This window comes from Catenulispora sp. MAP12-49, from assembly GCF_041262705.1.
Taxonomy (GTDB): domain Bacteria; phylum Actinomycetota; class Actinomycetes; order Streptomycetales; family Catenulisporaceae; genus Catenulispora.
Map to the genome: position 1 here is coordinate 460,949 of NZ_JBGCCP010000004.1, position 23,615 is coordinate 484,563.

A 23,615-nucleotide genomic window follows, 5' to 3' on the forward strand; every position below is an offset into this window, starting at 1 on the left:
ACCTGTGCCCAAGGTCTCCGCAGAACACGCCGCCGCCCGACGGGAGCAGATCCTGTCCGCCGCGCAGCGCTGCTTCGCGCGCAAGGGCTTCCACACCACCTCGATGAACGACGTCTTCGCCGAGGCCGGACTGTCCGCCGGCGCCGTCTACAGCTACTTCAAGAGCAAGGACGAGATCATCGCCGCGATGGCCGAGCGGGCCGTCCGCACGATCATCCCGTTCTTCGACACAGTGCTGGCCGAGCACCCCGCGCCGGCCCTCGAAGACGTGATGCGCCGCTACACGCTCCAGCTCCAGGACCTGGCCGCCGGCCCCGGCTCGGTGGCCCCGCAGGTGTGGGCCGAGGCCACCCACAACCCGGCATTGGTCCCCATCGTCACCGCCAACATGCAGCGGATGCGCGACTTCTGGACCGAGATCGCCCGCCGCGAACTGGCCGCCGGCCGCCTCGCCCCGGACGCCGACCCCGAGGCGGTCGGCACCTTCCTGTTCATGACGACCCCGGGCTACATGTTCGGCCACCTGCTACTCGGCGACCTCAGCCCCGAGACGATGGAGCGCGGGCTGCGCGGCCTGCGTAGGCCGTAGCGCAGAACGCCCCCAGCCCCCTGAAGACCGTCCGGACCGGCTGCGGGGTCGTAACGGTGGACCAGCGAATCAGAGATCAGATGGCCGGCACCCACAGCGCCGTGCGGCTGGTTGGGTCAGGTTCACTTGGCTGAGGAATCTTCGTTGGTCAGAGCCCTTCTGTCGTCTAGCTCGCGAGCACCGGCAGCTCTTGTCTGAACCGTCCCGACGATCTTGTTACGGGCGAGGTGTAGGGCATGGAAAGCGAGCGCGTATGCTTCCGAGGCCGCATATCGCCGGTGATCGCCGGACTTGCTGATGCAGGCGCCGGCCGTATACGTATTTGGGGAGGGTTCCGCACGTCATGAGCAGCCGCTTGAAGCCATCTGCGACTCGCCTGTCGGCTCTTGCCGTCGGCACGTCCCTTGCCGCTGCCGGCTTCGGGGCCGGCGGCACCGCAGTGGCGTATGCCGCCGTCGCGACGACCGCGGCTGTGCCGACGCTTACTGAGCCGAGCCGCATGACGGTCCACGCCGACCTGACCGGCTCGTTCGCCGACACGGATATCGACGCGGCCAAGAGCGTCGTGCAGTGGGGTGATGGCACGACGTCGTCGCTCACGATCGATCCGGTGACCCGTGCTCTGTCGGTCGGCGACCATACGTATACGACTACGGCCGCCCGTGGGTACACCGTCGTGCTGTATTTGGTCGAGCAGGGTGCCAGCACCTCGATCGTCAACGAGGCCGATATCGTCGTCGGCGACTTCGCGTATATGTGGGTCCCGCAGAACGCGCACTACGGCAGCACAGTGACCGCCCTCCCTGACGCCTTTGCCGACAAGTTCGACACCAACGTGACCTACTCCATCGACTGGGGCGACGGTCACACCGACACGACCAAGCCGGGTGAGCCGTTCTCCGCGCTTACCGGCACGCACGTATACGCGACTCCGCGGATGACGCCGTATACCGTCGTCCTCACTGTGTTCGACAACGGTGTCGCGGCGGCCACGTCTTCGCAGTCGATCACGATCAACCCCAGCGCGGTCCAGGCTGAGCTCCAATCGCGAGGGGGCAGGCCGTTTACCGTTTACGCCTACCTGGACGGCTCGTCGGTGGACAGCCTCGCGACGCCCGCGACCTACACGATCAACTGGGGCGACGGCACGCCACAAGCCCCTGACATCCAGACGCTCCATGCGACCGGTGCCGCGCTGCCGGCGGACCCGAGCCACAAGTACGCCGCGGCCGGCACCTATACCATCACGCTCACCATCCACGACGCGTTCGGCAGTACCGGGACCGCGTCGACGACCCAGGTCGTGGACGCCCCATGGAATCCGGCGCCGATCACCCAGTACGCGGGCGCCGACCGCTACCGGACGAGCCTGCTGGCCTCGCAGGCGCGCTGGGCGGATCACGGCGTGACCGGTGGCCCGGCCGGCCGCGTCCAGGCGAACGCGGTCGTCCTCGCGACCGGCACCGCGTTCCCGGACGCCTTGTCCGGCGTCCCGCTGGCCAAGGCCAAGAACGGCCCGCTGCTGCTGACCGACGGCAAGCAGTCTTCCGTCGACCCGGCAGTTCTGGCCGAGATCCAGCGCATCCTGCCGGAGGGTGGTGCGATCTACATCCTCGGTCAGACCGGGGCGGTCAGCCAGGGTATCCAGAAGGAGCTGTCAGGCCTCGGATACCAGATCACCCGCTACGGCGGCGCGGACCGCTACACGACATCGCTGGAGATCGCGCAGTTGGGGATGAACAACCCCTCGCACGTCGTCGTTGCGCGGGGCGACCAGGGAGCGGACAACGACGGGTTCGCCGACGCTCTGTCCTCGGGCCCGTTCGCGGCCGACGTCTTCGGCGGAGGCGGCGCAGCCGTCGTCCTGTCGGACGACAAGACCCTCACCCCCGCGGTGGCGACGTACGTGAAGAGCAAGTTCTCAACCACCGCTGTCGACGTGGCAGCCGTCGGGGGCGCAGCCGTATCGGCGGTCGGAACACTACCGGGAGCCGGCAAGGCGGCCACGGACATCGCGGGCGCGGACCGTTACGACACGGCGTGGCTGGTGGCCCAGAGGTTCGCCGTCAACGCCCCGATCGGCATCGCCACCGGCCTGCAGTTCCCGGACGCGATGACCGGTGGCGCTTACCTGGCATCGGTCGGCGGGCCGCTGATCCTCACCGATCCGGCCAGCGAGACAGTCGGCGACGGAGGCACAGCACAAGCAGTGTTCCGGTTCCGCTACACAACGTCGGCCGTGAGCGTATTCGGCGGCGATGCGGCCGTGAGCCCGGCTGTGGTCAAGCTGATCATGGCGCAGCTCGGGCAGACCAATCTGGACAGGATCTCGTGAGCCGACTCCGGCCGCATGGTCTGCTCACCGCGATACTCGACCCAAGGCACGCCCTGACCGGCCATACTGAATCATGGCGAATATCCAGCTACGCGACGTGGCGACCTGGTACGAGGTGCACGGCGACGGCGAATCGGTGCTCCTGCTCCACAGCGGCTTCGTGGATTCGCGGATGTTCGCACCTGTTCTGCCCTTCTTCGTCGGCAACTTCCGCGTCTACACCGTCGACCGGCGCGGCCACGGCCGCACCCCCGACGTCGAAGGTCCGCTCACCTACGAAGCAATGGCCGATGACACCATCGCCTTTCTCGACAAGGTGGTGGGCGAGCCCGCCCATCTGGTCGGCCACAGCGACGGAGCCAACGTCGCCCTGCTGGTGGCCCTGAAGCGCCCCGACCTGGTCCGAAAACTAGTGCTCGTCAGCGGAACCTTCCACTACGACGGCAACCTGCCCGGCACCCTCAGCGAGTTTGACGAGGAGACGCTAAGCCGCATGAGCTCCCGCCACGGGGAGGTGTCCCCTGACGGCGGAGAACATTTCCCCGTCATCGCCCGCAAGGTCCTCGACATGGCTGCGACGGAGCCCACTCTCACCTCCGACGACCTGCGAGCAGTCGCGGCCCGCACCCTGGTCATAGTCGGCGACGACGACACGGTCTCACTGGAACACACCATCGCGCTCTATCACGGCATCCCGGATTCCGAACTGGCCATCGTCCCCGGCACATCGCATCTGCTGGTCATCGAAAAGCCCGACGCGGTGTACTCCCTGACCGCCGAATTCCTCACCACGCAGCCGACGCCGACGCTCATGCCCATACGCCGAGCCACGTCGACCTGACACAAAGATGTGGGCCAGTTGCAGCGCGACCGACCCACACGCGTCCGGCGATGGAGATGTCCTGTCGCTCCAATGCCAACCGAGGCTCATGCAGCCTCCAGCAGGGGATATTCGTGAGTTGATCTCCGTTCAGAATGAGTTCGGTCGTGACACACCACGAAGCGGATCAAGACCACCACCGAAGATCCCCACAGCGTCGGGCGGAGCTACCCTGAGGCATGCTTGTCTTCCGTGAGGCTGGGATTGAGGACTTCGAACAGATTCGACAGCTTTACCGACAGCTGAACCCGGACGACCCGGAGCTCACGGACGGCTCGGACGCAGCGGCCTTTGCCGCGATCATCGATCGGCCGGGATTGCACCTGTTCGTCCTCGACACCGGCGGCGCCATCATCGCCACGGCCTACTTGAATCTGATCCCCAATCTCTCGCGGTCCGCGTCGCCCTACGCTGTCATCGAGAACGTCGTCGTGGAGAAGGAACTGCGTGGTACCGGCCTGGGCAAGCGCATCATGGCGGACACCCTCCAGGTCGCTTGGGATGCCGGCTGCTACAAGGCCATGCTGATGACCGGTTCCCGAAGGTCGTCCACTCTCGCGTTCTACAAGGCATGTGGCTTCGACCCCGACGCCAAGTCCGCATTCGTTGCCCGACCTCCGCGAGCTCGGTGACCCAACCGCGCGGTCAGCTAGGCCGAGCTCGGCAACTCTCCGCTGGAAGGGGCTGTTGAGTTGCTGATTGCGAAGTCGTGCATGAGGAGCGTGTAGACCTTGCGTGCGATGTGGCGCTTGAGCGCTCGATAGGCTTCACGGCTACTGTCCCCTTGCGATCGTCGCCGAGCGAGGTAGTTCGTCGCAGGCTCGTACATCCACGATTGAGTGATCGCGATTCGATGGATGGCAGCGTTGACCTGCCGATTGCCGCCGCGGTTGAGTCGCTGTCGATGTGAGGCTCCCGAGGACGCGGGTATCGGCGCGGTGCTGCTGAACGTTGCGAACGCCGCGCCAGAGGTGAACCGGTCGGGCCGGCCGGTCTCGGCAACCAGCTTTGCTGCGGACAGCGCACCACAGCCTGGGAACGGCAGGTCTTCGGGGGCGGGCAGCACGCAGATGGTGCGGCGAGTGAACCGGCCGTGACCGCGCTCGGTGCTCTCGTGCCCTGTCGGGGCGGTCTCCCAGGGCAGTACGTCCGGGGCGTCAAACAGGCGTGGCTGGTTGCCCTTGACGCAGAACACGAACTTTGCGTTCCGGCCGTGCTGGTATTCGGCGTGGCCGCGCTGGGTGTGCAGGGCGTCGGCGGTGACGGTACGCCCGGCCACCCGCAGGCGGTCCAGCAGCGGGGCGAAGCCGGTGATCTCGTTCGTCTTGGCGGCCACGTCGTCCTGGGCCAGCACCACGCTGGTATCGGTGACGGCCGCCAGCAGGTGGACCTGGTCGCCGTCGGCGTCGATCGCGCCGCGCTGCGTCTTGCCGACTACGTGGACTCCTTCAGCCGGTGCCGGATCACGGTCGGCCAGCCAGCCGGTGACCGCCACATCGACCGCGTCGGCGTCGGCCGCGGTGACCATCCGCCAGATCGTCGTCTTCGACGGCGCCGCCGCGTCCGGCTCACCGCAGCGGGCGTACCGCGAGTCCAGCAGGCAGCCCGGGACGTCGGCCACCCATCCGGCGATCGCCACGAACGACCTCATCCCGGCCACCGTCGCCGCTGCGGCCAGCGCCGGCACCGCCGCCGCCGGGATCCCAGCCGGTATCCGACCTGCCGTCGGAGACTATCCGGAACCGATCCAGCAGGTCGACCACGGACCTCCCGGGATCGGCATCCCGCGCCACCGCGGCGCCATCCACTGCGCGGGCGACCCGCGCCACGAACTGCGAAAACCCCGAGGCGGCCATGGCAGACTCGTTAAACACCGAAGCTCCTGTGCTGACGAGAGGTCATCGAACAACCCTTCGTCATACGGGAGCTTTGCCATGCCCAGCAGCGGAAATGGCAAACGACCACCCGATCGAGTCACCCCAACCGATCATGGAACGGCCGTGGCTCGGCTGCGGACAGTCAGGACGTCAATCGGGATGGGCGGGCAAGCCGGCTCGGACGTTCTTCGCCGACGTGATCACGGCGTGCCGGCGCTGCTGCTCGGCCAGGCTCGGCCGGGCGACGAGGCTGCGGACGGGTTCTTCGATTCCCACCAGGTGTCGACGGGCGGCGTTGATGAAGGCCAATCGACTGGCCTCGATGGGCTCACGGACAGCGGCCCACTGATCTTCGGTGGTTATCAGACGGTCTCTGATGATGGAGTTGTAGTCCCAAAACCTCTGGTCCATTTGTTGGGCGGCCTCGACGATCCTGCTGTCAGCAACCATCTGGGTCCCCGGCCGATCAGATCACCGACCGTCAACGACGCAGCGGCGCCAGCGGTAAACCGCCGAGCTTCGACAGGGTCACCTTCCGTCGGCGCAACACCATCGAACGCTGCGTCAACCAGCTCAAGCAGTGGCGTAGCCTTGCCACCTGCTATGACAAGACCGCCATCGTCTACCCGGCCGCACTGCACATCGCTGGGATCTTCACCCGGTGGGCTGGTTGTGGTGGGAGCAGATGCGCCAGGAGTCTGCGGATTCCCGCCACAGTGAGCGCGATGACAGGTTGTGAACTTGGCCGGCCTCCTTTTCGACGGTGGTGACGGCCAGACAGGCGAGGAAGGCATGGGCGGGCACGCATCGCCGAGGTGATGTGCCGATACCAGCCGATGTAGCGCCGGACTTCGTACTGGTATCAGGCGGTTCCGGTACAGGTGCCCTGCGCCTCGGCTGTCCAGGCGCCGCCCAGCGGGTAGCTCGCGATGAGGACTATGTTCGTACACCCGGTGTACCTCGCGTTGAGCGCGCGAAAGGCGGCCTGGTCGGCGCTCGTCGCGGTTGCGCCCAAACCCCAGGCCGTGGCCGTGAATGTGGCGGGTGTGGCTATGGACGCAGTGGGCTCATTCGCAGACGCCGCGGATTCGGTCGCGGACGCCGTACCGCTCGCCAAGCCGACCGACAGAACACCGGCCGCGACCAATATCGCTGGACGCATTCGCATGTCGCTTCTCCGTTCATCGCTTGATACCTGGCAGTCCGCCCGAGCACCGGATTACCTCCTTAGGATTGTCAGAGAGTCACGTTCCGAAACAGTCGTTGGCAGAAAACCAGCGGTGATGTCCACGAGGCGCGTGGTCCATGCGGGACAGTGGCTCGCTCGACGGCTGTGCTGGTTGACGCACGCTCGCGATAGACGAAGGCAATCTGACCCGTCGCGGTGGAGGAGCCTGACGCCGATACCGCCCGACGACTTTCACGGACGCCCTCGCGCCTGCCATACACGGGTGAGGTATTCGGCTCCGGCAAGGATAATGATCGACTATCGCCCGAAACACCTCGCCCAGCTCGGCCGTCGGCGTCAGCCCAGCTATGCGCCGTGAGTGCGTCCGCCGACTGTGGAAGCCACGAATTCCGCGGCCGGTCTCAGCGCATTGTCGCGGAAGTTGAGAAAGACAGGGATGCTGCGGGCTCCGGGCCAGTCCTCGGGCAGGATCGAGCGTGGCAGGCCCGGGTCGAGATAGGGGATGGGCCGCCAGGCGTCGAGGACGGTGATCCAGGCCCGGAAGGCCGTTCGTGGTGTGGGGTCGGTGTGATAGTCGTCGATCGCGTCTTGGGCACGGCCCAGGAAGTCGTGGTGCAGAGCCCGGATCACGTCCAGGTCCCACCACTTTCCGACGGCCGCGCGCAGGTCGTTCACGCCGCGTACCCCGTCGACGAGGAAGAGTGTGACCCGGTCCTCGAGTCCCAGATCGGCGACGATTTCCTCGACCTCGTCGGCGAGGTAGGCCGGGCAGATCCACAGGGCGCCTGCCACCGTTCCGCAGCCGATCCAGCTGAGCCGGCGCCTCAGCTGGTGGCGTACCTCGCGGCTGCTCTCGGGGACGGAGAAGGAGATGAGGCACCAGCGGTCCCCGTCGGCCATGAACCGCGGCTGGTAGATGCGCCGGTCGCCGCGGGCGAGCATCGGCCACGCACCAGGTGCGAGGGCGTAGCCGGGGAGACCGTCGCGGTTCTCCGAGAGCAACAGGCCGCCGGCCTTCACCCGGGTGAGGGCGTTGCGGGTCCGGGAGGGCGGTGAGTCGACCGCCTCCATGAGGGCGACCAGGTCGGCGGACGAAAGCCAGCCGCCCTGGTCGCGCAGGGTCACGCCGACGACGGTCCGCAGCAGGGAAGTGGTGCTTCCCGGCCGTGAATCGAGATCGTCCAGCGGGACCACGGCCTCCTCAGCCATGGGTCGCGGCCTCCGCGAGCAGGAGACGGACGTGTGCCAGGCCGGTGGCGAGCTCGGTGAACCCGGTGCTGAGCGGGGAGAGCCCGACGCGCAGGCCGTGCGGCGGCCGGAAGTCCGGGATGACGCCCCGCTTCCACAATTCGGCGGTGATCCCCTTGAATCCAGGGTGGTCCAGCGTCACATGGCCGCCCCGGACGGCCGCGTCGCGCGGGGACACGACCCGGACGCCATACGGGGCGAGCGCCTCGTCGGCGATCTCGATCGCGAACTCGGTGAGCTGCACCGACTTGGTGCCGATGGCGGGCATGCCGACTTCCTCGATCAGCGCGATCATGTCGTGGATCGGCAGCATCCCGGCGATCGGCGGGGTGCCGCTGATGAAGCGGCGCATGCCGGGCGCCGGCCGGTAGCTGTCCGCCATGGTGAACGGGTCGGCGTGCCCCATCCAGCCCTGGATCGGCTGGCGGAGTTCGTCCTGGAGGGCGCCGGCGACGTAGCCGAAGGCAGGAGCGCCGGGGCCGCCGTTGAGATACTTGTAGGTGCAGCCGACGGCGAGGTCGACGCCGGACCGGTCGAGGGCGACTTCGATCGAGCCGGCCGAGTGGCACAGGTCCCACAGCACGAGTGCGCCGGCTTCGTGGGCGGCGGCCGTGATCGCCGGCATGTCGGCCACATAGCCGGACTTGTAGGCTATGTGGCTGAGCAGCAGCAGGCCTGTGCGGTCGGAGAGCTGAGCTTTCGTTTGGTCGAGGGTCACGCCGGCCGCGGGGTCCGGCGTGATCCACCGGATCGTCAGGCCGCGCTCGGCGGCGATGCCCTCGAGCACGAACCGGTCGGTCGGGAAATTCTCGGTGTCGGCGACGATCTCGTTCCGCCCGGGGCGGGCGTCGACGGCGGCACGGGCCAGTTTGTAGAGCATGACCGTGGTCGAGTCCGCCACCACGGTCTGGCCGGGTGCGGCGCCCAGAACGGCTCGGCCGATGCGGTCGCCCAGCTCGGTCGGTGCGTCCATCCACTGCTCATCCCATGCCCGGATCAGGCGGGAGCCCCAGGCGCCGTCGACGAAGTCGCACAGGCTGTCGCGGGTCGCCCTCAGCGGGCGGCCGAGGGAGTTCCCGTCCAGATAGGCGACCAGGCCGTCGGCTTGGACGAACCTTGCCCGGTAGGCGCCGAGCGGGTCGGAGACGTCGAGGGCCTGGGCCTTGCGGACCAGGTGTGCTGGAAGGGCTGCGAGTGCGTCGTTCATCTGGCTCAGCCCCCGATCGAACTGCGCACGCTGTAGAGCTCGGGGAAGAAGGTCAGCCCGAGTGCCCGCTGAAGGAAGGCGACACCCGACGAACCGCCGGTGCCGGTCTTGAAACCGATCGTGCGTTGCACCGTGCGCAGGTGTCGGAAGCGCCAGAACTGGAAGGCGTCCTCGAGGTCGACCAGGTCCTCGCACGCGGCGTAGGCGGCCCAATGGGCCTCGGTGTCCTCATAGATCTTCGCGAACATCGGGACCAGCTCGGGCTGGGGGACCCACGCCTGGGCCACGTCCCGCTCGAGCACCTCCGCCGGGATGTCGTGCCCGGCACGGGCCAGGTGGCGCAGGAACGCCTCGTACACGGTCGGGGTTTCCAGCAGCTCGCGCAGCATCGCCTGCTCGCCCGGGCGGGAATCGAACACGGCGAGCATGGCGGCGTTCTTGTTGCCGAGGATGAACTCGACCGCACGGTACTGATGGCTCTGGAAGCCCGAGGACGAACCGAGGCTACCGCGGTATTCGGCGTACTCGTTCGGGGTCAGTGTCGCCAGCACCGACCACTGTTCCGTGAGCGTGCGGAAGATGTGCTTGACCCTGGCCAGCCCCTTACGGGCGCGCGCGACGTCGTCGGTGTCGAAGTGTGCCCGCACCTCGCGCAGCTCGTGCAGGACCAGCTTGAACCACAGTTCGGTGGTCTGGTGCTGAATGATGAACAGCAACTCATCCGGGTGCGGGCCTTCGCTGACCGGGTGCTGTGACGCGAGCAGAGCGTCCAGGTGGAGATAGCTCCCGTAGTCCATCGTCGAGCTGAAGTCTGTCCGTACACCCTCTTCAAGCGGACGGACGCCGTTCTCGGTCGTCACGGTAGCCTCCCATCGCGACCGTCAAAGTATCACTATCATGACGACCGTCGCAATCGTGGGACTCGAATGTGCGCCAAGCCGCCAGCCTTTGGGCGCACCGCTGCCGCTGATTCCGTGCTGACCTGTCCCGAGGTATGCGGACAGTCCGCGCGGCGCCGGTTCGCCAGTGATGGGATGTCCGTGCCCGACTCGGAGATGCGCTCGCCACGCGGGCAAAGGTGTGAAGCGTCCGACGGCGGCGAAGAAGACCAAGCAGATCCTTACCGCCGCCCAGTTCGACCGGATCCATGCTGCGATCGGCGCCTGCGAGAGCAGCTGCCGGATCCGATCACGCTGGGTTGGACTGACCGGCATCCCAAGTCCGGTCGGCAGTATCGGCACGGGACGATCTCGGCTTACTCCGGCATGAAGTGCGGAACTGCTGAAGATGATGGCAGCCGTCAAGGGCGCATATGACCGCTCAGCGCCCTAGCCCGCCGCGAGGCTGAGCCGTTCTCGGGCGCGCCGGATGTGCGTGCGCATGGCGCCCGCTGCGGTGTCCGGGTCGGCTTCCCGCAGGGCTTCGACGATCCGCTCGTGTTCCCGGCAGGTGGTCTCGGCTATTCCGCTGCCGAAGTACAGCCGGTACAGGTGGGCGTGGGAGTGGAAGCGGCGCAGGGTGTCGGCCATCAGGGTGTTGCCGCCTGAGGCCGCGATCTGTTCGTGGAAGGCCGCGTCGTGGTGGAGGAACACGAGCAGGGTCTGTTTGTCGGTTTCGCTGTGGGTGGCGCGGCGCATCTCGACCAGCAGATCGTCCAGGACGGCCAGGTCCGGGCCGGGGATCCGGACGGCGGCTCGTGCGGCGGCGGCGGGTTCGATGAGCAGGCGCATCTCGAACAGGTCCTCCAGCTGCTGGTTGGTCAGCAGCGGGGCGGCGGCGTAGCCGGCCAGGTTGCGTTTGACGACCAGTCCGTCGGCTTCGAGGCGGGCGAGGGCTTCGCGGATCGGGGTGGGCGACACGTCCAGCTCGGCGCTGAGGGTGGCGATGTTCAGTTTGCTGCCCGGCTCGATGTCGTGGTCGACCAGGCGCTGGCGGATCAGCTCGTAGGCCGTCTCGGTCAGCACCGTTCTCTGTGTCGACGCCATCGCGTCCCCTCCTGTCTCCCGTGGGCCGATCCTATCGTCTCGTCTCAGTAAATAATATAGGATCTGGCTCCGTTGTGTGGCGGGACGCCACCTCTCATTCTCCGTCGGGCAGATCTGTCCGGGGGGTCATGACGGGCCTTCTGGGTCGATGTTTTGGCTGACTGACAACCATCTGTCGAGCGAAGAGCCTCCGTGTTGCGATCGGGTAACACCTCTTGACTGTCGCGCTGATCACACCGCAGGGTAAGCGGAAAATATACGATCCGAATCCTGATGGAGGTGGACAGCATGACGCGCTCATCCCTGACCCGGGCCCGGCTGGCGGCCGGAGCGGCCGCGGTGCTGATGGTGGCGGCGGCCGGCTGCAGCACGAAGTCGTCGGGCGGCACGGCCGCCGCGGGCGGCGCGAAGGGTTCCGGGGCGAAGGTGCCGATATCGAGCGTCAAGGTCGCGCTCGTGCCCGGCGGCGCGCACCCGTACTTCCAGCCGTGGATCGCGGCCGGCGCCAAGGCCAAGAGCGACTTCGGTCTGGGCGGCGTGACGTTCAACGAGACCGCCGAGTGGGACCAGGCCAAGCAGAACAGCCTGCTGACCTCGCTGGCGGCACAGGGCTACAACGCGTTCGGGATCTTCGGGGTGTCCCCGACCGACATCAACGCCACGTTCGGCGACCTGAAGTCCAAGGGCTTCGCCGTCGCCTCGCTGGCCTCCTGCCCGGCCGGGGGCACCGACGCCGCGGACTTCTGCCTGTCCACCGACGTCCAGCAGGCCGCCTACCAGGCGGCCAAGGCCACGATCGCCGCGATGGGCGGGCACGGCGTGCTGGTCCACATGACCGGCAACAGCGTCGACTCCAACACCCAGCGCCGCGAGGCCGGCGTGCAGCAGGCGGTGGACGAGACCCACGGCCAGGTCAAACTGCTGACCACGATCACGGACGTGGACACGGACCTGCAGACCGCGCAGAAGGCCGTCTCCGATCTGCTGACCGCGCACGGTTCGCAGATCAACGGGATCGTCAACACCGCCTACAACCCGGCGGTGGCCTCGGCGGCCGCGGTGAAGGCCGCGGGCCTGCCGATCAAGGTGGTCGCGATCGACGACGACCCCAAGGTGCTGGCCGGCATCAAGGACGGCTCGGTGGCCGCCACGGTCGCGCAGAACCCGGTCGGGCAGGCGTACGTCGGTTCGTGGGCCCTGGGCCAGCTGGCCAGCAAGGCCTGCACGGTGAAGAACCCCGGCGTCGTCGTCGACTCCGGCGAGTTCGTCGTCACCGCCGCGAACGTCGGCACCTATGACACCCAGCGCCAGGCCAAGACCCAGCAGCTGATGGCGTACTTCAAGAGCGACGTCCTGTCCTGCTCCTGACCCTGATCCGCCGTCCGGCCCGGACCGGCGGGACCCGCCGGGCGGCAGCGGCCCCGAACGAGAAACGAGTAAGCACATGATCAAGGTCGTCGACGCGGAAGCCTGGCTGGCCGACTTGGAAGTGGAGACGGTACGGACCGACGCGGTCCAGGCCTTCCTCAAGCAGGAGACCGTCTTCGTCCGCCTGACCACCGACGACGGCAACACCGGTGTCGGATACTCCTACACCATCGGCACCGGCGGCTCCTCGGTGCTGGCGATGCTGCGCGACCACCTGCTGCCCCGGCTGGTCGGGGCCGATGCCGCACTGGTCGAGCAGGCCTGGTCCGACCTGTTCGCCTCGACCAGGGCGACGACCGTCGGCGCGATCACCTCGCTGGCGCTGGCCGCCGTGGACACCGCACTGTGGGATCTGCGCTGCAAGCGGGCCGGGGAGCCGCTGTGGCAGGTGGCAGGCGGATTCCGGCAGAAGGTGCCGCTGTACGACACCGAAGGCGGCTGGCTGCACCTGGGCACCGACGAACTCGTGGCCGGTGCGCTGGCCTCTCGTGCCGCCGGCTGGCGCGGAGTGAAACTCAAGGTCGGCAAGCCCCGGATCGAGCAGGACGTGGAACGGCTGTCCGCGGTGCGGGACGCGGTCGGCGCCGGGCTGGACATCATGGTCGACGCCAACCAGTCGATGACGCACGCCGAGGCCCGGCGCCGCGCCGCCGCCTTCGAACCGCTGGAGTTGGCCTGGTTCGAGGAGCCGCTGCCGGCTGACGACGTCGAAGGCCACGCCGTGCTGGCCCGCTCGACGACGATCCCGGTCGCGGTGGGGGAGTCGATGTACTCCGTCGGCCAGTTCCGCGACTACCTCGCGCGCGGCGCGGCCTCCATCGTGCAGGCCGACGTCGCCCGGGTCGGCGGGATCACGCCGTGGCTGAAGATCGCGCATCTGGCCGAGGCGTTCAACGTCCACATCTGCCCGCACTTCCTCATGGAGCTTCACGTCAGCTTGGTGGCCGCGGTCCCCAACGGCCGCTACGTCGAGCACATCCCGCAGTTGCGCGCGATCACGCGAAGCCGAATGCGCGTCGAGGACGGCCACGCGGTCGCCCCGGAGTCGCCGGGGCTGGGCATCGACTGGGACTTCGACGCGATCGACGACCGGAGGGTGGCATGAGCGCCATGGAACTGAGGGAACCGGACCACGTCGACGAAGCTGTGAGCGGGCCCGCCAAGGCAGTCCGCCGCTTCGGCCGCACACCGGGATTCGCTCAACGGGTCGGCCTGCTGCTCGTCATCACCATACTCGTGCTGTTCTTCGGGTCGGCCCGCAGCGCGTTCTACTCCCAGCAGTTGAGCGTCTTCCCGCTGCTGCGCGACATCGCGACGTTGACGGTCGTCGGCCTGGCACAGCTGGCGGTGCTGTCGATCGGCCACATGAACCTGGCCGTCGGGCGGATGGCCGCGTTCTCGGCCATGTTCATGGGCCTGGCATATCAGGACTGGCACTTGCCGCTGTACGCCGGCCTGCTGGTCGGCTTGCTGGCCGGTGCCGCGATCGGGGCGCTGACCGGCTGGATCATCACCGTCACCGGCGTCAACTCCTTCGTGGTGACCCTGGCCATGGATTTCGTTCTGCTCGGCCTGGTGTCCCTGGTCTACTCGCAGTTCACGACCGCGGCCGCGTTCACCGCCAAGCCCGCCGGGATGGATCAGCTGCGCAACCTGTCACTGGGCGATCTGTGCGCGGGTCAGGTGTGCGGTTCCCCGGCAGTGCCGCAGCTGATGCTGTTCGCCCTGGCGGCCATGGGAATCGTCGGCTACCTCTACAGCCGTACTCGTGTGGGCCGCGAACTGCTGCTGGTGGGCTCGAACGTCACGGCGGCGCAGCTGTCGGGCATCCCCGCCTCGCGCCGGATCGTCACCGCGCACGCGATGTCCGGTGCCCTGGCGGCGCTCGCGGGCTTCATGCTCGCGGTGACCGCCGGCTCCTTCACGGCCGACATCGGCGGCGACTTCATGATCCCGTCCTTCCTCGGCCCGGTCCTCGGCGGCACCCTGCTGGCCGGCGGCGCGGTGTCGGTCGTCGGGACGCTGCTGGGAACCTCGCTGGTCCAGGTGATCCGCCAGGGCCTGACCATGATGGGCATCGGGTTGGAGAGCCTGAACATCTATCTGGGCGTGATCCTCCTGGTCGCGCTGTCCACCGACCGCGTTCGCGACGCGATCTCGACCCGCAGGACGGTGGCTTCCTCATGAGCGCCCCGATGACGTCCACCCTTCGCACCCTGACCTCCCGGCTGCGTCCGGCGGCCGGAGCCGGCCGCTCGACGGCGGCGACCCTGGCGGCGGTCGGCGTCGCCGGATACGCCGTCCTGACGGCCACCTCGCACGGGAGTCTGCTGCACGGCAACGCCGTGCGCGGCGTGCTGACCTATCTGACGGTGCCGATCCTGATCGGCCTGGCCCAACTGGTCGTGTTGGCCGTCGGCCAGATGAACCTGTCGGTCGGCGCGCTCGGCGGTTTCCTGTCGGTGGCGATGGGCGTCCTGATGGCCGACCACGGCGTCCCGGCCTGGCTCGCGGTGCTGGTCGGGCTGGCCGCCGGCGCGGTCTTCGGCGCCCTCAACGGTGCGCTGGTGGTGGCCACCCGCATCAACGGCTTCATCGTCACCCTGGCCACCATGACCATTCTCTCCGGGTTGCAGTACCGGGTGGTCGGGACGCGCACCGTGAACGTCCCGGACCGGGCGCTGACCGACTTCGGCACGGCGGCGGTGGCGAACGTCCCGGTGATCTTCCTGGCCGCGCTCGCGGTGGCCGCGGTCCTGGGCTTCTTCCTGCGCCGGGCCGTTGCCGGGCGCCGGCTGCTGGCCAGCGGCGGCAATCCGCTGGCCGCGCAGCTGTCCGGCATCTCGAACAACCGCAGCCTCGTGCTCGCCCACACCCTGTCGGGGCTGATCATCGGTGTCGCCGCCGTGCTCACCACGGCCTCCTCGCCCGGTGTCAACAACAGCATCGGCGGAGACTGGCTGCTGCCCAGCTTCGCGGCGCCCATCATCGGCGGCGCCGCGCTGGCCGGCGGCGCGGTCTCGGTGGCCGGCACGGTCTTCGCCGCGTTCGTCGTCCGTCTCGTGGACATCGCCCGCGCGCAGTACTCACTGGATCCCAGCTGGGTCAACTTCACCGTCGGCGCGGTCGTGCTCGGCACGGTGATCCTCGGCCGGCTGCGCCAGACCCGGCAGGACCGCGCCGCCGCCCCCACCCGCACGCCGCCCACCCGGCCGGCCGCCGCCGTGCAGCCCACCGCAGGGAGTTCCTCATGACCACGACCTCCGAACCGGTCCTGCTCGCCGACCGCCTCGTCAAGCGCTTCCCGGGTGTGCGCGCCCTGGACCAGGCCACCTTGCGCATGCACCCCGGATCGATCCACGCCCTGCTCGGCGAGAACGGCGCCGGGAAGTCGACTCTCATCAAGATCCTGACAGGAGTGCACCGCCCCGACGCCGGGACGCTCACCCTGGCCGGGGAGCAGCGAAGCTTCCATTCTCCGCACGACGCCCTCACCGCCGGGGTCGGAGTCGTCCACCAGGAACGCAACCTGGTCCCGGAGTTCTCCGTCGCCGAGAACGTCACGCTGAACCGCACCCCGGCCCGGCGTGGACTCCTCGACCGCGATTCCATGCGGGAGCAGGCCCGCGCGGCGCTGGACCTGATCGGGCTGGACGTGGACGTCGACACCCCGGTCCGGACCCTGTCGGTGGCCCAGATGCAGCTCGTCGAGGTCGCCAAGGCCCTGGCCACCGACTCCCGCGTGCTGCTGCTCGACGAGCCGACCTCCGCGCTGACCCTGGCCGAGACCGACCGGCTCCTGGAGGTCATGGCCCGGCTGCGCGACCAGGGCCGGTCGCTCCTGCTGGTCAGCCACAAACTCGACGAGGTCTTCGCGGTCTGCGACACCGTGACGGTGCTGCGTGACGGGGCCTCGGTGCTCCAGGCCGCTCCGCTGGCCGACCACCCCCGCGCCGAGGTCGTCGACCTCATGGTCGGCCGCCGCCACGAGCAGGCCGAGTTCGCCGCGCGGGAGTTCGACCGCACGGCGGTCCCGGCCCTGGAACTGGCCGGCGTCGCCACCGGATACGGTCACCGCGCCGTCGACCTCGACGTCCGCCGGGGCGAGATCGTCGGTCTCTACGGTCTGGTCGGGGCCGGCCGCACCGAGCTGGCCAAGGCCGTCCTCGGGCTGGACCGGATCACCGCCGGCGAGGTCCGGGTGGGAGGCACGCCGGTGCGCATCGCCGGCGTCGGACAGGCGCTGGCCGACCATCGCATCGGCTACGTCCCGGAGAACCGCAAGGAGGAAGGACTCTTCCTCACGCAGCCCCTGACCATGAACATCGCGGTCACGGTGTGGCGTCGGATCGGCAAGGCGCTGGGCTACGTGCCCCGCGCCGCCGAACGCTCACTGGCCCAGGAGTACATCGAGCGGCTCGGCATCCGCGTCTCGGGCCCGGGCCAGCTGGCCGGCCAGCTCTCCGGCGGCAACCAGCAGAAGGTCAGCCTGGCCAAGTGGCTGGCCGCCGACGTGGAGATCCTCATCGTCGACGAGCCGACCGTCGGCGTGGACGTCCGCACCAAGGCCGCGTTCCACCAGGTCATCTGGCAGCTCGCCGCCGACGGCATGGCGATCCTGCTGATCACCAGCGACCTGCCGGAAATGGTCACCCTCGCCGACCGCATAGCCGTCATGCACGAGGCGCGGGTCGTCGGGACCGTTCCCAATGATCACGACTACCCGAGCACCAGCCAGGCCGTGATCGGCCTGGTGCACCGAGCCGGCTGACAGACCGGAAGGGAAGCCGCACCACCGTCATCACCACGACAACGAGTTGGAGAGTCTGTGTCTGTGTTCGCCAGCAAGACAGCGAGATCGCTTGTCGTCATCGCGGTCGCCGCATCGTTCGTCGACGGGGCGCTCGACGTCGCCACCACGTCCGCCACGCGGGCGGTCTCGGTCTACGCCTCTCCCGGCGGCAGCGGGACCGCGTGCCAGACCGCCAGCCCGTGCTCGATCACCCAGGCGCAGACCACTGTGCGCAGCCTGAAGGCGAGGAAGAGCTCTGATATAGACGTCATCCTCGCCGACGGCACCTACACCCTGACCGCGCCGCTGTCGCTGTCGCCGCAGGACTCGGGGAACGGCGGGCACAAGGTGGTCTGGCAGGCCGCCGCCGGCGCCCATCCGGTCATCAGCGGCGGGACCGCGATCACCGGGTGGACCCAGACCGCTCCGGGGTCGGGCATATGGTCGGCTCCGGCTCCGGCCGGCCTGCAGACCCGCCAGCTGTACGCCGACGGGGCACGCATCCCTCGCTCCACCGGCACCTTCGGCTCCGGTGCTCTGGCCGGTGTGAGCCTGACCCAGAACACCAGCGGCGGGTTCACCGCGAACACGAACTCGATGTCGACCTGGCGGAACCCGGGCAACATCGAGTTCGTGTTCGCCGGCGGAAACGGCGCGTGGACCGAGCCGCGGTGCGACGTCTCGTCGATCTCCGGCACCGCGGTCACGATGGTGCAGCCCTGCTGGGACAACCTGCACCTGCCGTCCACGCCCACGGCCCCCGACGGCGACAACCCCTCCGGCGGATTCCCCGGCCTGAGCGCCTCGGCGACGCCCAGCCGCATCGAGAACGCCTACGAGCTGCTGACACCCGGATCCTGGTACTACGACACGGCCGCGAAGACCATCTTCTACGACGCGCAGTCCACGGACCACGTGCCGGCCATGAACTTCGTGGCCCCGGCGCTCCAGCAGCTCGTGACGAGCACCGGCACGCCCACCGCGCCGGTGCATGACCTGACCTTCTCCGGCATCGAGTTCGCCTACGCGACCTGGCTCCAGCCCAGCAGCCCCGACGGCTTCGCCGAGATGCAGGCCAACGAGACGGTCACCGGCACAGGCGGGGCCACCACACAGGGGTTGTGCGCCTATGACACGGGCGGCACCTGCCCGTTCGCGGCGTGGAGCCGCGAGCCCGCGGCGGTGGACCTGGTCGGCACGCGGAACGTGTCCTTCCTCGGCGACAAGTTCGACCACCTCGGCGGCGCCGGCCTGGCCCTGTACCACGGGGCGAACTCGGACCTGGTCCAGGGCAACGAGGTCACCGACGTCTCCGGCAACGGCATCGAACTCGGCACCATCGACGATCCGCAGCCGCTGGACGACCTCGCGCTGGGCAAGACGGCGACACAGTCCTCGAACTACTCCACCACCGGTGGGGGTGCCTCGCTCGCGGTCGACGGCGACACCGACGGCGCCTTCACCGACGGTTCCGTGACGCACACGAACAACAACCCGAATGCGTGGTGGCAGGTCGATCTCGGTGCCGCGCGACCGCTGACGTCGCTGAACATCTGGAACCGCACCGACACCTGCTGCGCCAGCCGACTGTCCGACTACTGGGTGTTCGTCTCGGCCACGCCCTTCGACACCTCGCTGACCCCGACCCAGCAGGCCGCCCGGCCCGGCGTATGGTCCAGCCACCAGAGCACCCAGGCCGGAACGCCGACGACGATCCCAGCTGCCACCACCGGCCGATACGTCATGGTGCAGCTGTCCGGCACCGGCTACCTGAGCCTGGCCGAGGTCCAGGCCGGCGCCGAGGTCGCGTCGCACAACACGATCAGCGACAACTACGTTCACCACACCGGCGCGGAGTTCCCGGGCGCGGTCGGCATCTTCGGCGGCTACTCGCAGCACACCACCATCACGCACAACCAGGTGAGCGATGAGCCCTACAGCGGCATCAGCTTCGGCTGGGGCGGCTGGCACACCAACGCCAGCACGCCGGACGCCAACGCCAACATCGACGCCGACAACGTCATCTCGGACAACGCCATCTTCAACGTCATGGGTGTGCGCTCCGACGGCGGTGCCATCTACACCAACGGCTCGCAGGGCACCAGCTACGCCCACGGTCTCACCCTCAGCGGAAACGTCGCCTTCAAGATGAACAACACCGACAACGTCTATTACCAGGACGAAGGCAGCCGCTACGTCACCATCGACAGCGACGTCCAGTATGGCGGCGGCGGGAGCTTCAACGGCGGCTGCTCCACCACCGGGCCCATCATCGTCAGCAACAGCTACCACTCTTCCCCGCTCAACAGTTACGGCTGTGACAACGTGGGTGCGCCGAGCCAGTTCGTCGACGCCGGCACCAACGTCGCGATCGCCTCGAACCCGGCGCCCGGCGTCATCCCGTCCTGGCTCCTGACCGGCGCCGGCCTGGAAGCCGCTTACACCGGCCTGACCACCGGCGAGATCCCAGCCGTCGACCTGGTCAGCCCGGTGGCCGACAACAGGGTCCTGATCTCAGGGTCCGGTTTCACCCCGAGCGCGACCGTGGCGTTCGCCGGACAGGCCAGCCCGAGCGTGACCTACGTGTCGTCGAACTACCTGACAGCCGCGGTGCCGGCCGGGGCCGCCACCGGAACCGCGACGACAGCCGTGACCACCGCCTCCGGCACCAGCCCGACCCCCTATGCCGTCACCGGCGTCGACCTGGCGCTGGGCAAGACCACGAGCCAGTCGTCGAACTATGCCGACACCACCCCGGCCTGGCTCGCGGTCGACGGCGACACCGACGGCGACTACAACGACGGCTCGGTGTCCCACACCGGCGACGACGCCAACGCCTGGTGGCAGGTGGACCTCGGGTCGGTCCGGCAGCTGTCGTCGGTCAGCGCCTACAACCGTACGGACTGCTGCTCCAGCCGCCTGTCGGACTACTGGGTGTTCGTCTCCTCCACCCCCTTCAACACGTCCCTGACCCCGACCCAGCAGGCGACTCAGCCCGGCGTGTGGTCCAGCCACCAGACCACCCAGGCCGGCTTGCCGACCACCATCCCGACGTCCGCCTCCGGTGAATATGTGATGGTCCAGCTGTCAGGCACGAACTATCTGGCGCTGGCCGAAGTGGTCGTGAGGTGAGGCAGCCGTGCAACGGTTCGGAATGACCATCGGGGTCCGCCCCGAGGGGCTCGCGGAATACAGGGCTCTGCACGCCGATCCTTGGCCGGGAGTCATCGAGGTGTTCCTCATGGAGTGAGACGGAGCACGCATCCCACGCTGTCGGCGTCGTGTCCCAGCGACGCCGACAGCGTTCCCTCAGCACAGCAAGGACGGAAGGACACAATGAAGCTGCTACGTCTCGGCGCGGCGGGACAGGAGTCCCCGGCGCTCCTCGACGACACCGGCCGCGCCTTCGATCTGAGCCCGGTGACACCGGACATCGACGGCCGGTTCGCCGAGGGCTGCGTCGCCGCCGCCGCACGGCACGCCCTGGCTGCCGGCCTTCTCCCCGAACTCGAGATCGCCGGGCAGCGGCTCGGCCCGCCGATCACCCGCCCCGGCAAGGTGGTGTGCATCGGGCTGAACTACCGGGACCACGCCGAGGAGACCGGCGCGGCCGTCCCCGACCGACCCGTGGTGTTCATGAAGGCCCCGTACACGGTCGTCGGTCCTCGACCTGGACCCGTCCCCGGCCGTCGCCGCCGGGCTGTACGGGTTCACCGCCGACGTGTCCGACGACGCCTCGGTCCGCGCCGCGGTCGAGGCCGCCGCGCAAGTGCTCGGCGGGATCGACGTCTTGGTCAACAACGCCGGCATCGGCGCGTCCGGGACCGTCGAGGACAATCCGGATGAGCAGTGGCACCGCGTGTTCGACGTGAACGTCGTCGGCCTGGTGCGGGTGACCCGCGCGGCTCTGCCGTATCTGCGCGCGTCGTCGAATGCCGCGGTCGTCAACACCTGCTCGATCGCGGCCACCGCCGGTCTGCCGCAGCGTGCGCTGTACTCGGCCACCAAAGGCGCCGTGCAGTCCCTGACCCTGGCCATGGCCGCCGACCACATCGGCGAGGGCATCCGCGTGAACTGCGTGAATCCCGGCACCGCCGACACCCCCTGGGTCGCACGCCTGGTGGAAGCCGCCGAGGACCCCGAGGCGGAGCGCGCTGCGCTGAACGCCCGCCAGCCGATGGGTCGGCTGGTCACGGCCGAGGAGGTGGCGGCCGCCATCTGCTATCTGGCCAGTCCGATGTCCGGCCTACCCGGCCCTGGAACGACTGCGCGACCAGGGAATCGTGGGAGCAATCGGCGCCGGCATGAACCAGACCGCGATGCTCACCCGCATCGTGCGCGACACCGATGTGGACGTGATGCTGCTGGCCGGCCGCTACACCCTGCTCGACCAGACCGGCCTGGCCGAACTGCTGCCGACAGCCCATGCCGACGGCGCGTCCGTGGTGATCGGAGGCGTGTTCAACTCCGGCCTGCTCGCCCGCCCCGTCCGCGGCGCGACCTTCGACTACGGACCGGCCCCCGAAGATCGACTCACCGCGGCGATCCGCATGAAAACCGTCTGCGAACGACACGGCGTGCCGCTGCGCTCCGCAGCCCTGCAATTCCCATTCGGACATCCCGCCGTCGCCAGCGTCCTGATCGGCGCGCGCAGCCCCGAAGAAGTCCGCGACGCGGTGGTCATGGCGACTCGACCGATACCGCCGGCGGTGTGGACGGGGCTCCGCGATTTCGGGCTGCTCCCCGACGACGTCCCGACACCCGACTCCAACCCCCCCCAGCAGGAGGGCGGTGACGTGCGCATCGCGTTGTTCATGACCTGTTTCAACGATTCCTTGTTCCCCGGGACCGGCAAGCCTCGACGCGGCCGACGCCGTCCTCACCACGGCGGCGCTGGGCATCGCCGTCACCGGCACCCTCGTGCTCGACGCCGGTCCGGGTCAGGGCCGGCGGGCCGCGACCCTGCTGCCAGATCGGCATGTGTGCGTTCTGCCCGCCGGTCAGGTCGTCGGCGACGTCCCGGAGGCACTGGCCCGGCTCGACCCGACACGGCCGCTCACCTGGATCTCCGGCCCGTCGGCGACCAGCGACATCGAGAACGACCGGATCGAAGGCGTGCACGGCCCCCGGCACCTCCACCTGATCCTCACGACCCCCGGCCCGAACGAGAAGGAGGAGCCGTGACGGCGAACCTCATCGACGCCCACCACCACCTGTGGGACCTGGACGTCCGCGACCAGCCGTGGCTCACCGGCCCCGACCTGGCGCCACTGCGGCGGAGCTTCCTCGCCGCCGACTTCGCGGACGCGGCCGGGCCCGCCGGGGTCGTGAGCAGCGTCGTGGTGCAGACGGTCACCGACCCCGACGAGACTCCGGAACTGCTGGCGACAGCCGAAGACAGCCCACTGATTCTCGGCGTCGTCGGCTGGACCGACCTGACCGCGCCCGACGCGGCCGACCGCCTCGCCCGGCTGCGCGCCGGGCGAGGCGGGGACCGGCTGGTCGGCATCCGCCACCAGGTTCAGGGCGAACCGGACCCGGACTGGCTCACCCGCCCCGACGTGCTGCGTGGCCTGGCCGCCGTCGCCGCCGCGGGCCTGGTCTACGACCTGGTCGTCACCGCAGGCCAGCTTCCCGCCGCGACCCGGGCCGCCGCCGCGGTACCCGACCTGAGATTCGTCCTGGACCACCTCGGCAAACCACCCATCGCCTCCGGGCAGCTGGAGCCGTGGGCCTGCGCCGTGCGCGACCTCGCCGCGCTGCCCAACACCGTCTGCAAGCTTTCGGGCATGGTCACCGAAGCCGACTGGCATCACTGGACACCCGCCGGCCTGCGCCCTTACGCGGATACGGTTCTCGACGCTTTCGGGCCCGACCGTGTGATGTTCGGCTCCGACTGGCCCGTGTGCACCCTGGCCGCGAGCTACGACGAGGTCGTCGCCACGGCTGGCGAGCTCACCGCCGCCTTGACGGAGGCCGAACGCCGAAGCGTGTTCGCCGGAACCGCCGCCGACGTCTACGGACTCTGACGGTGGCCGTCGTGGTCCCGGACCTGTCGGCGGGATCGGCCCCGCACGCCCGGCGT

Annotated in this window: 18 protein-coding genes and 4 pseudogenes; 16 read left to right on the plus strand and 6 right to left on the minus strand. The window is 68.9% G+C overall.

What is annotated here, in order from left to right:
- Positions 1 to 4: 4 nt before the first annotated feature.
- The 4 genes from ABIA35_RS12205 (at position 5) to ABIA35_RS12220 (ending at position 4,436) form a co-directional block, all read left to right on the plus strand.
- On the plus strand, positions 5 to 589 hold the full coding sequence (locus ABIA35_RS12205; RefSeq protein ID WP_370334574.1) for a TetR/AcrR family transcriptional regulator: 585 nt from the start codon (positions 5 to 7) through the stop codon (positions 587 to 589).
- Between the two features lie 343 nt (positions 590 to 932).
- The gene (locus tag ABIA35_RS12210) at positions 933 to 2,924 is read left to right on the plus strand and encodes a cell wall-binding repeat-containing protein (protein WP_370357913.1); all 1,992 of its coding nucleotides are present in this window, start codon (positions 933 to 935) and stop codon (positions 2,922 to 2,924) included.
- A 97-nt stretch (positions 2,925 to 3,021) separates the two neighbouring features.
- Positions 3,022 to 3,765 carry an alpha/beta fold hydrolase gene (locus tag ABIA35_RS12215; RefSeq protein ID WP_370357914.1) on the plus strand — a complete coding sequence of 248 codons (744 nt, stop codon included), beginning with the start codon at positions 3,022 to 3,024 and terminating at the stop codon, positions 3,763 to 3,765.
- Positions 3,766 to 3,983: 218 nt separating this feature from the next.
- Positions 3,984 to 4,436 carry an N-acetyltransferase family protein gene (locus ABIA35_RS12220; protein WP_370357915.1) on the plus strand — a complete coding sequence of 151 codons (453 nt, stop codon included), beginning with the start codon at positions 3,984 to 3,986 and terminating at the stop codon, positions 4,434 to 4,436.
- A 17-nt stretch (positions 4,437 to 4,453) separates the two neighbouring features.
- On the opposite strand, the gene ABIA35_RS12225 is transcribed toward ABIA35_RS12220, so the two are convergent.
- The 6 genes from ABIA35_RS12225 to ABIA35_RS12250 form a co-directional block, all read right to left on the minus strand.
- On the minus strand, positions 4,454 to 5,491 hold the full coding sequence (locus ABIA35_RS12225) for an ISAs1 family transposase (protein WP_370357916.1): 1,038 nt from the start codon (positions 5,489 to 5,491) through the stop codon (positions 4,454 to 4,456).
- A gap of 340 nt (positions 5,492 to 5,831) precedes the next feature.
- Positions 5,832 to 6,131, minus strand: a complete 300-nt coding sequence (locus tag ABIA35_RS12230) for a hypothetical protein (protein ID WP_370357917.1) — start codon at positions 6,129 to 6,131, stop codon at positions 5,832 to 5,834.
- A gap of 1,084 nt (positions 6,132 to 7,215) precedes the next feature.
- Positions 7,216 to 8,079 (minus strand): PaaX family transcriptional regulator C-terminal domain-containing protein, encoded by an 864-nt coding sequence (locus ABIA35_RS12235; protein WP_370334582.1) that lies wholly within the window; start codon positions 8,077 to 8,079, stop codon positions 7,216 to 7,218.
- Positions 8,072 to 9,325 (minus strand): kynureninase, encoded by a 1,254-nt coding sequence (locus tag ABIA35_RS12240; protein WP_370357918.1) that lies wholly within the window; start codon positions 9,323 to 9,325, stop codon positions 8,072 to 8,074. Before ABIA35_RS12240 ends, ABIA35_RS12235 begins: the two co-directional genes overlap by 8 nt.
- A 5-nt stretch (positions 9,326 to 9,330) precedes the next feature.
- Positions 9,331 to 10,185: a tryptophan 2,3-dioxygenase gene (locus ABIA35_RS12245; RefSeq protein WP_370357919.1), complete on the minus strand. Its 855-nt coding sequence runs from the start codon at positions 10,183 to 10,185 to the stop codon at positions 9,331 to 9,333.
- A 468-nt stretch (positions 10,186 to 10,653) separates the two neighbouring features.
- Positions 10,654 to 11,310, minus strand: coding sequence for a GntR family transcriptional regulator (locus tag ABIA35_RS12250; RefSeq protein ID WP_370334588.1), 657 nt, complete (start codon positions 11,308 to 11,310; stop codon positions 10,654 to 10,656).
- A gap of 288 nt (positions 11,311 to 11,598) precedes the next feature.
- On the opposite strand from ABIA35_RS12250, the gene ABIA35_RS12255 reads away from it, so the two are divergent.
- From ABIA35_RS12255 to ABIA35_RS12310, 12 genes and pseudogenes are all read left to right on the plus strand, one after another.
- Positions 11,599 to 12,678 (plus strand): substrate-binding domain-containing protein, encoded by a 1,080-nt coding sequence (locus ABIA35_RS12255; protein WP_370357920.1) that lies wholly within the window; start codon positions 11,599 to 11,601, stop codon positions 12,676 to 12,678.
- Between the two features lie 76 nt (positions 12,679 to 12,754).
- Entirely contained in the window at positions 12,755 to 13,843 is a 1,089-nt protein-coding gene (locus tag ABIA35_RS12260) for a mandelate racemase/muconate lactonizing enzyme family protein (RefSeq protein WP_370357921.1), read from the plus strand.
- The gene (locus ABIA35_RS12265) at positions 13,840 to 14,925 is read left to right on the plus strand and encodes an ABC transporter permease (RefSeq protein ID WP_370357922.1); all 1,086 of its coding nucleotides are present in this window, start codon (positions 13,840 to 13,842) and stop codon (positions 14,923 to 14,925) included. The genes ABIA35_RS12260 and ABIA35_RS12265 overlap by 4 nt, the downstream gene beginning before the upstream one ends.
- Positions 14,926 to 14,933: 8 nt before the next feature.
- Positions 14,934 to 15,992, plus strand: a complete 1,059-nt coding sequence (locus ABIA35_RS12270; RefSeq protein ID WP_370357923.1) for an ABC transporter permease — start codon at positions 14,934 to 14,936, stop codon at positions 15,990 to 15,992.
- The gene (locus tag ABIA35_RS12275) at positions 15,989 to 17,509 is read left to right on the plus strand and encodes a sugar ABC transporter ATP-binding protein (protein WP_370357924.1); all 1,521 of its coding nucleotides are present in this window, start codon (positions 15,989 to 15,991) and stop codon (positions 17,507 to 17,509) included. Before ABIA35_RS12270 ends, ABIA35_RS12275 begins: the two co-directional genes overlap by 4 nt.
- A 57-nt stretch (positions 17,510 to 17,566) precedes the next feature.
- Positions 17,567 to 20,662, plus strand: a complete 3,096-nt coding sequence (locus ABIA35_RS12280) for a discoidin domain-containing protein (protein ID WP_370357925.1) — start codon at positions 17,567 to 17,569, stop codon at positions 20,660 to 20,662.
- 7 nt (positions 20,663 to 20,669) lie between these two features.
- On the plus strand, positions 20,670 to 20,780 hold the full coding sequence (locus ABIA35_RS12285) for an L-rhamnose mutarotase (RefSeq protein ID WP_370334601.1): 111 nt from the start codon (positions 20,670 to 20,672) through the stop codon (positions 20,778 to 20,780).
- Positions 20,781 to 20,866: 86 nt separating this feature from the next.
- Positions 20,867 to 21,196: pseudogene (locus ABIA35_RS12290) on the plus strand (fumarylacetoacetate hydrolase family protein); the annotation flags it as partial.
- A pseudogene (locus ABIA35_RS12295) lies at positions 21,189 to 21,771 on the plus strand (SDR family NAD(P)-dependent oxidoreductase); the annotation flags it as partial. The pseudogenes ABIA35_RS12290 and ABIA35_RS12295, both read left to right, overlap by 8 nt.
- Positions 21,772 to 21,813: 42 nt before the next feature.
- Positions 21,814 to 22,185: pseudogene (locus tag ABIA35_RS12300) on the plus strand (aldo/keto reductase); the annotation flags it as partial.
- A 193-nt stretch (positions 22,186 to 22,378) separates the two neighbouring features.
- Positions 22,379 to 22,714 (plus strand): annotated as a pseudogene (locus tag ABIA35_RS12305) (lactate utilization protein C); the annotation flags it as partial.
- A complete protein-coding gene (locus ABIA35_RS12310) occupies positions 22,711 to 23,559 on the plus strand; it encodes an amidohydrolase (protein ID WP_370357977.1) in 849 nt (282 codons plus the stop codon). The pseudogene ABIA35_RS12305 and the gene ABIA35_RS12310, both read left to right, overlap by 4 nt.
- The last annotated feature ends 56 nt before the right edge of the window (positions 23,560 to 23,615 follow it).